At 59.1% G+C, this 15,490-nt stretch carries 10 protein-coding genes and 1 pseudogene; 6 read left to right on the plus strand and 5 right to left on the minus strand.

The window, feature by feature from the left end; all coding sequences use genetic code 11:
- Positions 1 to 97 precede the first annotated feature (97 nt).
- Positions 98 to 1,633, minus strand: coding sequence for a TerC family protein (locus ACTG2O_RS12720; protein WP_236285455.1), 1,536 nt, complete (start codon positions 1,631 to 1,633; stop codon positions 98 to 100).
- Between the two features lie 300 nt (positions 1,634 to 1,933).
- Positions 1,934 to 2,860: a cation diffusion facilitator family transporter gene (locus tag ACTG2O_RS12725; RefSeq protein ID WP_439975920.1), complete on the minus strand. Its 927-nt coding sequence runs from the start codon at positions 2,858 to 2,860 to the stop codon at positions 1,934 to 1,936.
- Between the two features lie 167 nt (positions 2,861 to 3,027).
- Here ACTG2O_RS12725 and ydiJ point away from each other — a divergent pair, with 167 nt between their 5' ends.
- From ydiJ to ACTG2O_RS12755, 6 genes are all read left to right on the plus strand, one after another.
- Positions 3,028 to 6,099 (plus strand): D-2-hydroxyglutarate dehydrogenase YdiJ, encoded by a 3,072-nt coding sequence (gene ydiJ, locus ACTG2O_RS12730; RefSeq protein ID WP_439975922.1) that lies wholly within the window; start codon positions 3,028 to 3,030, stop codon positions 6,097 to 6,099.
- Entirely contained in the window at positions 6,099 to 6,587 is a 489-nt protein-coding gene (locus ACTG2O_RS12735; protein ID WP_120414494.1) for a hypothetical protein, read from the plus strand. The genes ydiJ and ACTG2O_RS12735 overlap by 1 nt, the downstream gene beginning before the upstream one ends.
- Before the next feature lie 167 nt (positions 6,588 to 6,754).
- Entirely contained in the window at positions 6,755 to 7,216 is a 462-nt protein-coding gene (locus tag ACTG2O_RS12740; RefSeq protein WP_120414493.1) for a hotdog fold thioesterase, read from the plus strand.
- A 180-nt stretch (positions 7,217 to 7,396) separates the two neighbouring features.
- Complete coding sequence (locus ACTG2O_RS12745) at positions 7,397 to 9,298, plus strand: DEAD/DEAH box helicase (RefSeq protein ID WP_005337260.1); 1,902 nt, start codon at positions 7,397 to 7,399, stop codon at positions 9,296 to 9,298.
- A 333-nt stretch (positions 9,299 to 9,631) separates the two neighbouring features.
- On the plus strand, positions 9,632 to 10,114 hold the full coding sequence (locus ACTG2O_RS12750; protein ID WP_201945397.1) for a molybdopterin-binding oxidoreductase: 483 nt from the start codon (positions 9,632 to 9,634) through the stop codon (positions 10,112 to 10,114).
- Between the two features lies 1 nt (position 10,115).
- The gene (locus ACTG2O_RS12755) at positions 10,116 to 12,032 is read left to right on the plus strand and encodes a putative bifunctional diguanylate cyclase/phosphodiesterase (protein ID WP_439975924.1); all 1,917 of its coding nucleotides are present in this window, start codon (positions 10,116 to 10,118) and stop codon (positions 12,030 to 12,032) included.
- 134 nt (positions 12,033 to 12,166) lie between these two features.
- Here the strand turns inward: ACTG2O_RS12755 and ACTG2O_RS12760 are convergent.
- From ACTG2O_RS12760 to ACTG2O_RS12770, 3 genes and pseudogenes are all read right to left on the minus strand, one after another.
- Positions 12,167 to 13,488 (minus strand): annotated as a pseudogene (locus ACTG2O_RS12760) (Na+/H+ antiporter family protein).
- Between the two features lie 273 nt (positions 13,489 to 13,761).
- Positions 13,762 to 14,439 (minus strand): ribonuclease T, encoded by a 678-nt coding sequence (rnt, locus tag ACTG2O_RS12765; RefSeq protein ID WP_005333780.1) that lies wholly within the window; start codon positions 14,437 to 14,439, stop codon positions 13,762 to 13,764.
- Between the two features lie 100 nt (positions 14,440 to 14,539).
- The gene (locus tag ACTG2O_RS12770; RefSeq protein WP_439975926.1) at positions 14,540 to 15,280 is read right to left on the minus strand and encodes a phosphatase PAP2 family protein; all 741 of its coding nucleotides are present in this window, start codon (positions 15,278 to 15,280) and stop codon (positions 14,540 to 14,542) included.
- Between the last annotated feature and the right edge of the window lie 210 nt (positions 15,281 to 15,490).

The following is a 15,490-nucleotide window of genomic DNA, read 5'->3' on the forward strand; positions in this document are numbered from 1 at the left end:
CTTGATGCAGCAATCAGCGCAAACCGTTAGGAAAGAGGCGTTTAGGCATAAAAAAGAGGGCCGTCTGGCCCTCTTCTGTATTCTGCTGGTGGCAGGCTCAAGCCGTGGCGGGCATCACTTTCACCCGCTCGATGCGCCGCTCGCTCACCTCGATCACCTCGAAGTTGAGCTGCTGCAGTTGCAACTGCTGGCCCGGGGTGGGCAGAGTGCCGAAGTGGGAGAGCAGCATGCCCGCCAGGGTTACGTATTCATCGCTCTCGCTCACCAGCCCCTCGTGCTCCAGCACCTGCTCCACATGATGGATGTTGGTGCTGCCGTTGATCAGCCACCCTTCGCCATCGCGCACGATATCCGGGCTTTCGTCCTCGTCCGGCAGCTCGCCGACGATGGCCTCCAGTAGATCGTGGGTGGTGACCAGCCCCTGGATCACGCCAAACTCGTCGGAGACCAGAATAAGGCTCCCCTTGGCTTTGCGCAGCTCCGCCAGCAGGCGGATCACGTTGATGGTCTGCGGCACGATAATGGGATCGTTCTGCTTGGCCAGTTCGCTCAAAGATTGCCCTTCGTTCAAGGCAAACAGCAGATCGCGCGCCTTGACCACTCCGATCACCTCGTCCAGATCCCCGTCACAGATGGGGAACAGGCTGTGGGGTTCGCGCTGCAGCAGGGCGCGGATCTCGTCGCTGGAGTCGTTGATATCAATCCAGGCCATCTCCGAGCGCGGGGTCATGATGGTGCGAATGGAGCGCTCGGCCAGCGACAGCACCCCGGTCACCATATAGCGCTCCTCCTCGCCAAAGCTCACCGGCGCTACGGCTGGGGCATCCAGATCGTCATCCGGCTGATCCTGATAGGCCTTGCTGCCCATCAGCTTGAAGATGGCGGCGGTGGTGCGCTCGCGCAGGGGCTGTTTGGATTCGTGACGCATGGCGCTGCGCTGGGCCAGCTGGTTGAAAAACTCGATCAGCACCGAGAAGCCGATGGCCGCGTAGAGGTAGCCCTTCGGAATGTGGAAACCGAACCCTTCCGCCACCAGGCTGAAGCCGATCATCAGCAGGAAGCTCAGACAGAGCACCACCACGGTGGGGTGGGCGTTAACGAAGCGGGTCAGCGGCTTGGAGGCGAGCACCATCACCACCATGGCGATGGTCACGGCGGCCATCATCACGCCCAGGTGTTCCACCATGCCGACGGCAGTGATGATGGAGTCGAGCGAGAAGACCGCATCCAGCACCAGAATTTGGGCGATCACCACCCCAAAGCTGGCGTAGGCGCCAACCGGGCCGTCGTCCTGGGGTTTGGCTTCCAGCCGCTCGTGCAGCTCGGAGGTGGCCTTGAACAGCAGGAACAGGCCGCCCCCCATCAGGATCAGGTCCCGACCGGAGAAGGGGTGATCCCACAGGTGCAAAATCGGGGTGGTCAGGGTGACCAGCCATGACATGACGCTCAAGAGCCCAAGTCGCATCAACAGGGCCAGCGACAGGCCGATAATGCGCGCCTTGTCCCGTTGGGCGGGGGGCAGTTTTTTCACCAGAATGGCGATAAAGACCAGGTTGTCGATCCCCAGTACGATTTCCAGAATGATCAGGGTAAACAGACCAATCCAGATGTGGGGATCCAGCAGCAATTCCATTGTATGACCTCAATAAAAACAGACAGAGCAGAGAGTGATCACGGCGCACGATGGCCGCAGTAACAGCAAGGCAAAGGTGTTATTCAGAGGCGCTGATTAAGCAGAAAAAGATAGGCTTTGACAGAAATAGACGAAGGGCAACTTCGGGGATTGTCCATGATGGGCAATAAAACCTCGGGTGAAAAATGAGCCCTGATGATAGCGGCTGGCGCCAATTTGGCAAGAGCAGTGTCAGCGTGGCGTGATGGGGTTGTGATGCGACAGGGGGAGGCGGCCGTGCCGCTCTCCCCCGTGCGGTCGTTACAACCAGCGCTTTTCGCGGGTGAAACAGACCGAGAGCCAGGCATCCCCCAGGGTGTCGCCAAGGCGAGACCAGAGCTCCTGACGCAGTGCATCCTGACGTTCGACGGGCCACTCCTGACCCGGCGCCACCAGAATGTTCAATTCCAGATCGAAGCGGCGACCGCTTTTGGCCAGATGGCTGTAGCACTCGATGCCGTGGCGCTGGCGCAGCGCCTCGATCTCCTGCTCGACTTGCCGTGGCACATCTCCCTTGGGGGCGATCTTCAACACTTCCCGCAGGTTGCGACCGAGCACCTTGATGGGAATGAGAGTGGCGCAGAGGGCCAGCAGCGAGACCAGCACCGGGTCTATGTAGCGGTTGTATTGGCCGCAGCCGATGGCATCGAGGCCAATGGCGACTACGAAACCGATAAGCAGGGTGGCGCTGAGCAGGGTATCCACCAGCCACTCCTTGGAGTCGACCCGCACCAGCTCGGAGTCTACCTGTTCGGCAACCTGGGCTTCGATGCGATAGATGATGGCGCAGAAGAAGGTGGAGACGGCGGCATAGATGAGGGCGTGGCCGAGATCGATCTCCCGTCCTCCCTCCAGCAGGGTGGTGATGCCGCTATAGAGAGCGCCAAGGCAGAGCAGCAGAATAATGGTGCCATTGATGACGTTGGTGATGGGCTCGAAGTGGGCGTAGCCATACTGGAAGCGCGCATCGGAAGGGCGGGTAACGAGATAGGCGGTAACAAGACCGAGGCCTGTCATGCCCATGCTGAACAGGGTGAAGATACCATCGAGCATGATGGCGTTGGAGCCAACGAAGAGGCCGTAGCCGATGCCGAAGATGGCAAAGGTAATACAACCGAACAGCGACAGGGTAAGCGCCTGTTTTTCGGTGGTGACCAGCGTACTGATAACATGGCTGTGGTGAGCCATAAAAGTCCTCCTTTCAAATGGTGAATATTGCCAAGCGCAAGCGGTTTTCTAGCTGATATACTGCCCGCTCACATGTGAGCGGACTGGCCTGACTGCCATTGACAGGTGGCTGGCCAGTCGTTGTCGCCGGCGTGCCGGCATCAAGCAAAGGATGGGAACAAGGATTCATGATCCCGAGACTCGATTACCAGGACAGTTTGTCACCCGCAACCCTGCAGTTTCTTGAGTTGCTAGAGCGCAGCGCATTTCGTGGTGATATCGAAAAGTCTTATGCAAGCCGGTTGGCGATGGCGACGGATAACAGCGTCTATCAGGTAGTACCTCAGGCGGTTCTCTATCCGCGCAGTGCGGACGACATAGCAGCAATGCTCAAGCTGGCCGCAGAGCCGGCGTTCGCCTCCCTGAGTTTTTTCCCTCGCGGTGGCGGTACCGGCACCAATGGTCAGTCATTGGGCGGCGGCATTATCGTCGATCTCTCCCGTTATATGAACCAGATCATGGAAATTAATCTGGAGGAGGGGTGGGTGCGCGCCCAGGCCGGGGTGGTGAAAGACCAGCTCAACGCCTATCTCAAGCCCCATAGCTACTTCTTCTCGCCGGATCTCTCCACCTCCAACCGCGCCACCTTAGGGGGCATGATCAACACCGACGCCTCGGGGCAGGGGTCTCTGGTCTACGGCAAAACCTCGGATCACGTGCTTGGCCTCAAAGCGGTGCTGGAGAATGGCGACATCATGGCCACCGAGCCGCTGACCGGTGAGCGACTGGCCGACAAGCTGGCGCTGGAGAGTCGGGAAGGGGAGATCTATCGCACCCTCTATCGTATCGGCAAGGAGCGCTGCGCCGACATCGAGGCGACCTTCCCCAAGCTCAACCGCTTTCTGACCGGCTACGATCTCAAGCACCTCTATCAACCCGATACCGACACGCTGGATGTGAGCCGGGTGCTGTGCGGATCTGAAGGGTCTCTCGGCTTTATCACCGAAGCCAAACTCAATATCACGCCAATCCCGCGCTACCGCACCCTGGTCAACGTCAAGTACGACAGCTTCCCCTCCGCCCTGCGCAATGCCCCCTTTATGGTGCAGGCGCAGGCTCTCTCGGTGGAGACGGTGGACTCCCGGGTGCTCGGGCTGGCCCGCGCCGACATCATCTGGCATTCGGTGAAAGAACTTATTCAGGATGTGCCCGGCAAGGATCTGCAGGGACTCAACATTGTCGAGTTTGCCGATACCGACGAGGCAGAACACAAGGCCAAGGTGGCGGAGCTCTGCCGCCGTATCGACGCGCTGCTGGCCAAGGGCGAGGCGGGGATCATCGGCTATCAGGTGTGTGACCACCTGCCGAGCATCGAGACCATCTACACCATGCGCAAGAAGTCGGTGGGGCTGCTGGGCAACGCCGAAGGGCGCAAGAAGCCGGTGGCCTTCACTGAAGACACCGCCGTGCCGCCCGAGTCACTGGCCGATTTCATCATGGAGTTTCGCGCCCTGCTGGATGCCCACGGCCTCGACTACGGCATGTTCGGCCACGTCGATGCCGGTGTGCTGCACGTGCGCCCGGCGCTGGATTTGTGCGATCCCGAGCAGGAGGTGCTACTGCGCCGCATCTCCGATCAGGTGGTAGCGCTCACTGCCAAATATGGCGGCCTGATGTGGGGGGAACATGGCAAGGGCTTTCGCTCCGAATACAGCCCCGCCTTCTTTGGCGAGCTGTGGGAAGAGCTGCAGCGGGTCAAGGGGACGTTCGACCCGGGCAACCGCATCAACCCGGGCAAAATTTGTATTCCGTATGGCAGCGGCGCCGAGCTGGTGTCGGTGGATGGGCCCAAGCGCGGCAAGTATGACCGCCAGATCCCGCTCGCGGTGCGCACCAGCTACACCCGCGCCATGGATTGCAACGGCAACGGCCTCTGTTTCACCTTCGAGACCGACTCCCCCATGTGCCCCTCGGTCAAGATCAGCCGCGATCGTCGCCACTCCCCCAAGGGACGGGCGGGCCTGATGCGTGAATGGTTGCGTCAGCTGGCAGAGCAGGGCTTCGACCCGCTGGCGGAAGAGGTGGCGCTGCAATCAGGTGGTGTGCGCTTCAAACAGCTGGTGGACAAGGTGCGCAACAGCTGGGCCAAACAGCGCGGCGAGTATGATTTCTCCCACGAGGTGATGGAGGCGATGGCGGGCTGTCTGGCCTGCAAGGCATGTACCAGCCAGTGCCCGATCAAGGTGGATGTACCCGATTTTCGCGCCCGCTTTATGCAGCTCTACCACGGCCGCTACCTGCGCGCCCCCAAGGATTACTTCGTCGGCACCGTTGAAAGCTATGCGCCGCTGCTCGCCAAGGCGCCGAAGCTGGTCAACTTCTTCCTCGAAAAAGAGTGGGCCCAGAAGGCGACCGAGAAGAGCATCGGCATGGTCGATGTGCCGCTGCTCTCGGTGCCGACCTTGGCCGAGAGCCTGCACGATAACCGTGCCCGCTATTTTGATCTGCCGGGTCTGGAGCGCATGAGCGCCGAGCAGCGCAAGCAGGTAGTGCTCATCGTGCAGGATCCCTTCACCAGTTATTACGATGCCCCCGTGGTGCGCGACCTGGTGAGACTCGCCGGCAAGCTCGGGTTCCAGCCCTATCTGTTGCCCTTTAAACCCAACGGCAAGCCCCAGCATATCAAGGGGTTCCTGCGCGCCTTTGCCCGCACTGCTGCCAACAGCGCCCAGTTCCTCAACAAGGTGGCGGCGCTTGGCATTCCCATGGTGGGGGTGGATCCGGCCATGGTGCTCTGCTATCGCGACGAGTATGCCAAGGCGCTGGGGTCGGCTCGCGGCGATTTTCAGGTGTTGTTGCCGCAGGAGTGGCTGCTCTCGCTGCCGGCAGATCAACTGCCTGCTAGTGCCAACAAGGCAAAGAGCGAGGAGGGGGGCGAGCCCTGGTATCTCTTTGCCCACTGCACCGAGAAGACCGCCAAGCCCTCCACACACGGCGACTGGAGTACCCTGTTTGGCCGCTTCGGGGCCAGCTTGCAGCCTGTCTCTGTGGGTTGTTGCGGTATGGCGGGCACCTATGGTCACGACGTCAAACAGGTGGAGAACTCCAAGGGGATCTATGGGTTGAGCTGGGCCGACCCGCTCGCCCGTCTACCCAAAGCGCGCTGCCTGGCGACCGGCTATTCGTGCCGCAGTCAGGTCAAGCGGATGGAGGGAGAAAAGCTCAAACATCCATTGCAAGCCCTGCTGGAGCTGCTCTGATGCTGACGTTCCCCAAGCGGTTTCGGGTGCCGAAGGCCTATCGGCATCCACGTTTCTTGCTGTTACCCGCCACCCCAGCTCAGGCTGTGGTGGAGTTTGTCGCCATGTTGCGCGAGCGCGAGCAGCTCCATCAGCTGTTTCGCCCGAACGATCTCTGGCCCTCGGCCAACTTCAGCCTGAGCCAGCACGAAGGGGATCTGGAGTGGCAGCAGTCGGAGTTTCTGGCCAAGCGCTCCTTTGCCTATGGCCTCTGGAGCCCGGATCGGGAGCCGCAATTTTGGGGCGGGGTTTATCTCTACCCCTCGGTGCTGCCTGAGGTCGCGGTGGAGCTCTTCTTCTGGAAGGTGGCCGAGGCGCCCATCACGGATGAGGAGTTGGAGATTCAGCTGCGCGACTGGCTCGCCAGGGTGTGGCAGTGGCCAGAACCCCGTCTGCCGGGGCGAGAAGTGCCTTGGTCCGAGTGGCCTGGCGTTACCTACCCCTGGTGACATCCCGCTTAAGGGCATGATTGTGTAACACGCAGCGCCGGGGCGGGGCTGCGTTGTTACCACGTCACCCGGTAACCAACAACTCATATAACCGAACCATGTTGCCGGTGGAGGGCGTTTCACCCATATCGGTACGCATTCATCGCTTACAAAGGAGTCTGCTCGAAATGAGTCACGATATTGCGCCCATCTGGCGTAAACCCATGAGCCTGGAGGGGCTCAACGCCACCTCTCGCAACACCCTGATGGCCCACCTCGACATCCTCTACACGGCTTTTGGCTCCGATTGGCTTGAAGCGACCATGCCGGTGGATCATCGCACTCACCAGCCCCTTGGCATGCTGCATGGCGGCGCATCTGTGGTGCTGGCGGAAACCTTGGGATCGATTGCCGCCAATATGGCGGTCGGGCCAGATAGCTACTGTGTGGGGCTGGAGGTGAATGCCAACCATCTGCGAGCTAAACGGGAAGGGGTGGTGACCGGGCGTTGCACGCCGCTCCATCTGGGAGCAACAACCCAGGTGTGGCAGATTGAAATTCGGGACGAACGTGAGCGTTTATTGTGCACCAGCCGACTGACCATGGCGGTGCTCAAACACAAGCGGGGCAAGGACTCCAGCGAGGAGTGATCTGCAATAACGCACTATGAGTGCAAAATAAGCAAGCCATACTCGTCAGATCCCTCTATAATTGCCAACGTCTTGAGAGGCTTATCACATTTTTCAAGACAGCAGAACAAAGTGGCGCTATAATCGCCGCCTTTTTGCTATTCCGCGGTGTTAGCCGCCTGCCTTAATCTGGAAGAATCTATGTCTGATACCGAACAACTGCCCCTTTTTAGTGAGCTTGGACTGGCCGCGCCTGTATTGAAAGCGCTGCAGGACGTGGGCTATGAGCGCCCGTCACCGATCCAGGCCGCAGCAATTCCCCACCTGATGGCGGGACACGATCTGCTGGGGCAGGCGCAAACCGGTACAGGGAAGACCGCTGCTTTTGCCTTGCCTCTGTTGTCTCGTCTGGAAGCTGGTAACCGCAACACCCAGATCCTGGTGCTGGCGCCTACTCGCGAACTGGCACTGCAAGTGGCTGAAGCGTGCCAACGCTACGCCCACCACATGCCTGATTTCCACGTACTGCCTATCTACGGCGGTGCCTCCTATGAAACCCAGACCCGCGCCCTGCGTCGCGGTGCCCAGGTCGTCGTCGGTACTCCGGGCCGCGTGATGGACCTGATCCGTCGCAAGAACCTGGACCTCTCCGGCCTGAAAGCACTGGTACTGGACGAAGCTGATGAAATGCTGCGTATGGGCTTCATCGACGACGTTGACTGGATCATGGAGCAGTGCCCGAGCACTCGTCAGGTTGCCCTGTTCTCTGCCACCATGCCGGAGCAGATCCGTCGCGTGGCCCAGAAGCACCTGAAGCAGCCCAAAGAGATCAAGATCGCCTCCAAGACTGCTACCGCTACCACTATTCGCCAGCGTTACTGGCAGGTAACCGGTCTGCACAAGCTGGACGCCATGACTCGTCTGCTGGAAGTAGAATCCTACGAAGCCCTGCTGGTGTTCGTGCGTACCAAGAACGCTGCCGAAGAGCTGGCTGGCAAGCTGGCCGCCCGTGGTCACGCCTGTGAAGCTCTGCACGGCGACATCCCGCAGAAATTGCGTGAGCGTACCGTCGACAAACTGCGTCAAGGCCAGTTGGATATCCTGATCGCCACCGACGTTGTCGCCCGTGGTCTGGACGTTGAGCGCATCACTCACGTAGTGAACTACGACATTCCGTACGACACCGAATCTTACGTTCACCGTATCGGTCGTACCGGTCGTGCTGGTCGCAAAGGCGAAGCCATCCTGTTCGTCGCTCCGCGCGAGCGTCGTATGCTGCGCGCCATCGAGCACGCAACCCGTCAGGCCATCGAGCCGATGAAGATGCCGAGCACCGAGGACATCAACCAGCATCGTCTGGCCAAGTTCAAGGAGCGTATCCGCGAAACCATGATGGGTGAAGAGCTCGAGATCTACCACAACCTGGTAAACGAGCTGATCGAAGAGGATTCTGCCGATCCGCTGGAGCTGGCTGCCGCACTGGCCAAGCTGGTACAGGGTGACCAACCGCTGCTGCTGGATGACTCCATTCCGGATCCGCTGCTGAACGCTGGCAACGATCGTGGTGGCTTCGAGCGCCGTGACTTCAACGACCGTGGCGGTCGTGACTTCGGTGACCGTGGCGATCGTCCTGCCCGTCGCATGCCGTCCCTGGAGCCGCGTCCGCTGAAAGACAACCCGGATGTGGAGATGGAGCGTTACCGCGTAGACGTGGGTGCCCATCACGGTGTCAAGCCGGGCCAGATCGTGGGCGCCATCGCCAACGAAGCAAACATCGAGAGCCGCTTCATCGGCAACATCGACATCGCTGACGACTTCTCCACCGTCGATCTGCCGAAAGGCATGACCGCCGATGTACTGGAAGTGATCAAGAAAGCCCGTGTTTGCCAGCGTCCGCTGCAAATCACCCGCTACACCGAAGTGCCGGCCGGTGGCAACACCAGCAGCCGTCCGCCCCGTGGTGATCGTCCGTTCCGTGGCGACCGTCCTTTCAACAAGGATCGCCGTCCCCAGGGTGACCGTCCGTTCAACAAGAGCGGGGAGCGCCGTGAAGGTGGCTTCAACAAAGATCGCAAATTCGGTGGCAAGCGTCGCGAAAGCTGATTGCTGATCCCGTTATGAAGAAGGCCGCTCATTGAGCGGCCTTTTTTTGTATCTGCGATAGGGACTGTACCGTCAGTTTGCCTGTGTGGGGGTCATATTTCTGTTCCACAAGCCAGGTCGTGAACCAAAGGGACATGAATATTTTCCGGTGCGGTTGTGACATTCGGAGCCTGGATGCCATGCTTTTGGTGGCATTCGGGTACAGCCTGATGCTGGTTGCCTGTTGTGGTGAGCTGCTTGCCGCAACATTGTTTTGCATTGTGACTCTGCCGTTGCCATGTGGGTGGGCTGAGTGAAACCAATAAAACAAACAGTACGATACGGAGGTCTATCATGGGTGGATGGCTTGGCAGGATATTGCTGTTATCCGGCTGTCTCGTTTCTGGCATGGTGTTGGCTGATGATCCCTTCCTCAAGATCAAGGGGGATGGCTGTTGCAATGGTAAAGGGGAGGTCGTGTTGACCCGGGCCGAGTTTGAGGCCTTACCTCAAACAGAGGTCAAGACCCAGACCCCCTGGACCGAGGGGGGTCACACCTATCGTGGCGTGCTGCTGCGAGATCTGGTCAAGATATATGGTCTCAAGGGGGCGGAGGTCAAGGCGGTCGCCATCAATGACTACTGGGCGGCGGTGCCGCTGGAAGATGGAGATAAATATGCGGTACTGCTGGCCGAGAAGCAGGATGGCAAGGCGTTGACCCTGCGCAACAAAGGACCGCTCTGGATCATCTATCCCCTCTCTGATCACCCGGAGCTGAACAAGGAGCTCTATCACAGCCGGATGGTGTGGCAACTGACGGCGATCGAGAGCAAATAAGATGCTGCGCGGCAAGTTTCTGAGCTTGATCCTGATGGTGACTGCCTTTTTGGGGGTTGCCATCTGGTCGGTCTGGAACTATGACCGTGCTTTTAATGCTGTGACCCGCTATACCCAACTCTCCGCCTGGGCGTTGGCGCAGCTGGAGTTGGAAATCCATGGCTTTGATGAAGCGCTCTCTCTCTATCGTACCGGTTCGACCAGTCAGGAAGAGATGAACAAGCGCTTTGATATTGCCTGGAACCGGCTCGATGTCTTCCTGCACGGGGAGGAGGCCAAGCCGGTGAGAACCCGCTTTGGGGCTGAACAGGCAGCAGGCAAGATCATGACTCTGTTCGAGAAGTATGAGCAGGCCGTGGTCAGCGGAGAGCGAGATTCAAAAGAACTTGCTCGTTTTGCCGAGGAGTTGGCTCGGGATCTGGCTGAGATCCGCGATGTGATGGTGAAAAATTTCACAGGTCCATCCGCTATTGCCCAGCGGGAGGTACTCAACTCGTCGCGTATCCAGAACTTCTTCATTCTGGCTTTCTTGATGTTGGCGACCGTGGTGATGCTGCTGATGCTGTTTCGCGAAGTGCGCCACCAGCACTTTCTTGCGTGGAATGATGCGCTAACCCGCTTGCCGAACCGGGCCTCCTTGATCAAACACCTCAAGCAGCTGACGGGACATAAAGGGGGGCGCAGTAGCGTGACCGTCTGTCTGGTGGATCTTGGCCATTTCAGGGAGGTAAATGACAGCCTGGGCTACGAGGTGGGGGATGCATTGCTGACGCAACTGGCCGAGCGGATCCGCGCCGTATCGGTTGACGGTATCTTTGCCGCCCGCACCGGTAGCGATGAGTTTGCCATCATTATTTCCGGCGTTATGCCCACCTATTTGCGCTTTCCATTTCTGGAGCAGCTGCGTAACGAACTTGCCGGGCTCGCCTTGGCGACTGATCCCGCCCACCGGGTGCGGGTCTTTATGGGGGTCAGCCAGTACGTGCGACCGGTACACACGCCGGAGGAGATGCTGCTGTTTGCCGATATCGCCCTCGACAGTGCCAAGCGCAAGCGGCTGAATCGTTACGTGGTTTTCTCCAGCAGCATGTATCAGCACTATCTGCGTAACCGCCGTTTGTCGACCGAGTTGCGCGAGCTGATCCAGCACCACAGCAATTTGCAGTTGAGCCTTTACTATCAGCCGATTGTCCGTGGTCAAGGCACGGTGCGACTGGGAGCCGAGGTACTGATCCGCTGGAATCACCCGGAGTACGGTTTTATTCCGCCACTCGATATCATTTCGCTGGCGGAAGATAACGGGCTGGGGGAGGCGCTCGGGTTATGGATCTTCCGGCGCTTGCAGCTTGATCTCGCTACTTTCCCGAGCGACTTGATTGAACCGCTGGAGATCTCGGTCAACCTCTCGAGTTCCATGTTCACTATGGAGTTGGCAGCCCAGCTGGATGAGAACATGAGAGAGGGGCCGCTAAGCCTGCAACAGCTGATCGTCGAACTGACCGAAACGATTGCTCTGGATGATATCGAGCTGAGCAAGCAGATCATCGACACCCTGCGTCAGATTGGAGTACGGGTTGCCCTTGATGATTTCGGTACCGGCTGGTCATCGTTCTCCTACTTGCGGGAACTCTATTTCGACAAACTCAAGATCGACCGCTCATTTATCACTGCCATCGACAACGATACCCGTCAGGCCTTGTTCGTCGAGGCGATCACCAGCCTCTCTCATCAACTCGGTGTGCGGATGGTGGCGGAAGGGGTGGAAAACAATGATGAGCTGAAGGCGGTGCTGAGCATAGGGGTGGATGAAATTCAGGGCTATTTCTACTCGAGGCCCTTGCCGCTGCAGGACTTTTTGCTGTTTTGCCATCGCTACTTTATCAATCGGAGCATCATGCAGGAGGTTGCGCTGGGTTAGAGAGCGGTGCCTTTTCACCGTCACCACAAGCTAACGTGCTGTTGTTTTTCTAGTCGAATACAACAAGAAGGCGACCATCAGGTCGCCTTCTTGTTGTGCATTGTGACGTGCAGAGTTCGCAGCCTGAAGGACTATCAGAGCACCATGGCGGCAATCCAGCCGAAGATCACCAGCGGGATGTTGTAGTGAATAAAGGTGGGCACCACGCTGTCCCAGATATGGTCGTGCTGGCCGTCGGCGTTGAGGCCGGAGGTGGGGCCCAGCGTCGAGTCGGAGGCCGGTGAACCCGCATCCCCCAGCGCGCCAGCGGTACCGACCAGTGCGATGATCGCCATCGGTGAGAAGCCAAGCTGCAGACAGAGCGGCACATAGATGGTGGCGATGATAGGCACGGTGGAGAAGGAAGAACCGATCCCCATGGTGATGAGCAGGCCCACCAGCAGCATCAGAAAGGCGGCGATCCCTTTGTGCTGGCCGATGCTGGAGGCGACCACCTGAACCAGAGAGTCGCCCCGTGAGTTGCCTTCATCACGGCGGCAAAACCGGCGGCGGAGATCATGATGAAGCCGATCAGCGACATCATCCGCACCCCTTGGGTGAAGGCATCCTGGCTTTCGCGAAACTTGATAACGCCGCCGCAGGTGAAGATGACAAAACCGGCCAGCGCACCCAGTACGATGCTGTTGGTCATCAGTTGTAGCCCCAGCGCTACGCCAATGGCCAGCAGGGCCACCCAGATGTGGGTGAGGTTGAGTTCGACCGCTTCGGGCTCGGCATCCAGGATCTTGGCCAGATCGTACTGGCGCGGTTTGCGATAGCTGATGAATACCGCAATCAGCAGGCCCAGTACCATACCGGTGACCGGAATGGCCATCGCCAGCGGGATCTGGCTGGTGGTGATGGGCACGCCGTTATCGATCAGGTTCTTGGCCAGAATGTTGTTGAGGAAGATGCCGCCAAAGCCGACCGGCAGCACCATATAGGTAGCTGTCAGACCAAAGGTGATGACACAGGCCACCTGACGACGGTCTATCTGCATCTGCGCCATCACATGCAGCAGCGGCGGGATCAGGATGGGAATAAAGGCGATATGAACCGGGATCAGGTTCTGGGAGGAGATCGCCACGGCCAGCACGGAAGAGAGCAGCAGGGTTTTGACCCACATGATGCGGGTCGAGCTGGCATCCTTGCCCAACTGGTTGATCACCTTGCGGGCCAGCAGGTCGGTGATCCCGGAGCGGGAGATGGCAACCGCAAAGGCGCCCAGCATGGCGTAGGAGAGAGCAATCTCGGCGCCACCGCCCAGACCACCGCTGAAGGTGGTGAGGGTATCAGTCAACGACAGCCCACCGACCAGGCCGCCAGCAATGGCCCCCAGCGCCAGCGAGACCACCACATTGATCCGCAGCAGACTGAGCACCAGCATCAGCCCGACTGCGATAACAACTGGATTCATTTGATTTCCTTATAGTTTGTTATTGCTGTCTGTCATGTGAAGGGGAGTTAGTTTGCGAAAAATGTGACAAATGTCGAGAAAAAAATCAGTCAAACCCCTCATATCGCAGCAGCATGTGGCACAAGGTTGCTCAACATGAGGGTTTGTGACCTGTTTGTCTCCGTGCATCCCGTGCGCAGCGGTGGATAGTGACCTTGATGGCGATTTCCGGTGCGCTGTGCAATCAATCACGTCCCCAAAAAGCGAAGGCTGCCAGTGGCAGCCTTCGTCCGTTTATTCTTGCCCCTCATCGTCGGCAGGAGCATCGGTTGTGTCATCATCCGGATGCGCTGGCGGCCAACCCCCCATGCTCTTCCAGCGGTTAACGATATGACAGAACAGCTCTGTGGTGCGTTCGGTGTCATAGAGGGCAGAGTGCGCCTCTTTATTGTCAAACGGGATGCGGGCACTCTGGCACGCTTTGGCCAGCACGGTCTGACCCAGCGCCAATCCGGAGAGGGCTGCGGTGTCGAAGGTCGCAAACGGGTGGAACGGATTACGCTTGAGGCCAGCACGCTCGGCGGCAGCCATCACGAAGCCGTGATCGAAGGTGGCGTTGTGGGCCACTATGATGGCGCGGCCGCAATCCTGCTCCTTCATCCCCTTGCGGATCCCCTTGAAGATCTCGGTCAGTGCCTCTTTTTCCGAGACAGCGCCACGCAACGGGTTGTAGGGGTCGATGCCGGTGAACTCCAGCGCAGCCTTTTCCAGGTTGGCCCCTTCGAAAGGCTCGACATGAAAGTGGAATACCTGATCGGGAACGAGCCAGCCCTGCTCATCCATTTTCAGGGTGTAAGCCGCGATTTCGAGCAGGGCATCGGTCTTGGCGTTGAACCCGGCTGTTTCAACATCAATGACGACGGGGTAAAAACCACGGAAACGGCCCTTGAGGGTATGAACTGCGTCGGTCATGGGATCTCGGTCGGGATAAAATGAGGCGGCATTATGGCAAAAAAGCACAGGCTTGTCCCCCCATCCCGTTGCAGTAAGCCGCGGCAAGATGGCGCAGGATTCAATATCTATGCAGCCACCAGCGGGCGGCAATCAGCGCCGTGAGCGTGCCCAACAGGGCGCTGGCCAGCACATCCACCGGCCAATGCATTCCCATTACCATGCGTGACAGACCAATCCCCAGCGCCCACAACGGCAGCAGCCAGACGCCCGTGGGGGCTCGGGCCAGCCAGATAAGGCCAAAGAACTGGGCCAGGCTGATGGCGGCGATGCTGTGGCCAGAAGGGAAGGCGTAATTTACCTCCTTTTGCCAGTGGTGGCCGAGCCACTCTGGCAGGGCCAGCAACTGGCTAGCGGCGTGAACCTGTTCACTGCGCACATCGACGCTACTGGCGTAGAAGTGCTTGATGGCCGGGATCAGCGCCTGACTCTCCAGCCAGAGCAGGTAGGGTCTGGGCTCTTCGGTCAGGTGCTTGATTAGGCTTTTGAGCACCCAGTCGCTGGCAAGCAGGGCTGCCAGCGCGCATCCCAGCGCAATGAAGGGGGTCAGCTCCAGTTTCAGTTTGTAGCGAGTCAGCAGCAAGAGGGCGCCACTGACCCCGATCCCGGGAAGATCGACCATGCGGGTGAGGGCGTATGACCACCATAACCAGCCTGATTGCAGGGAGCCGGTCAGAAAAGGCTGCCAGGGCAGGGTGGCGAGCAGCAGCAGGGGCAGGATCAACAGGGCAGTGAAGCCAAGCACCTGACTGCGGGTGAGTGAAGCTGTTGACATTGGGAGCGACGAAGCGTGTGGCGGCATGGTGGGTATGGGCGATCGCGAAAAAGAGGGGCATTGTGCCACCGTGATATGCCCGGACAAAGCCGCGCAGCACGTTTGTTACCTCTGCTTACACATTTTGTGGCCACATCCTCTGTTTGAGCGGGCGGATGGAGCGGCTGCCGCGCAATGTGGTCTCGTTTCGCGCCGGATTGCATCACAGGCTGAAATCTCGGGCGGCTTTGCGCTAGA

The sequence above is a fragment of the Aeromonas sp. 61P genome (assembly GCF_051919545.1).
Classification (GTDB): Bacteria; Pseudomonadota; Gammaproteobacteria; order Enterobacterales; family Aeromonadaceae; genus Aeromonas; species Aeromonas veronii.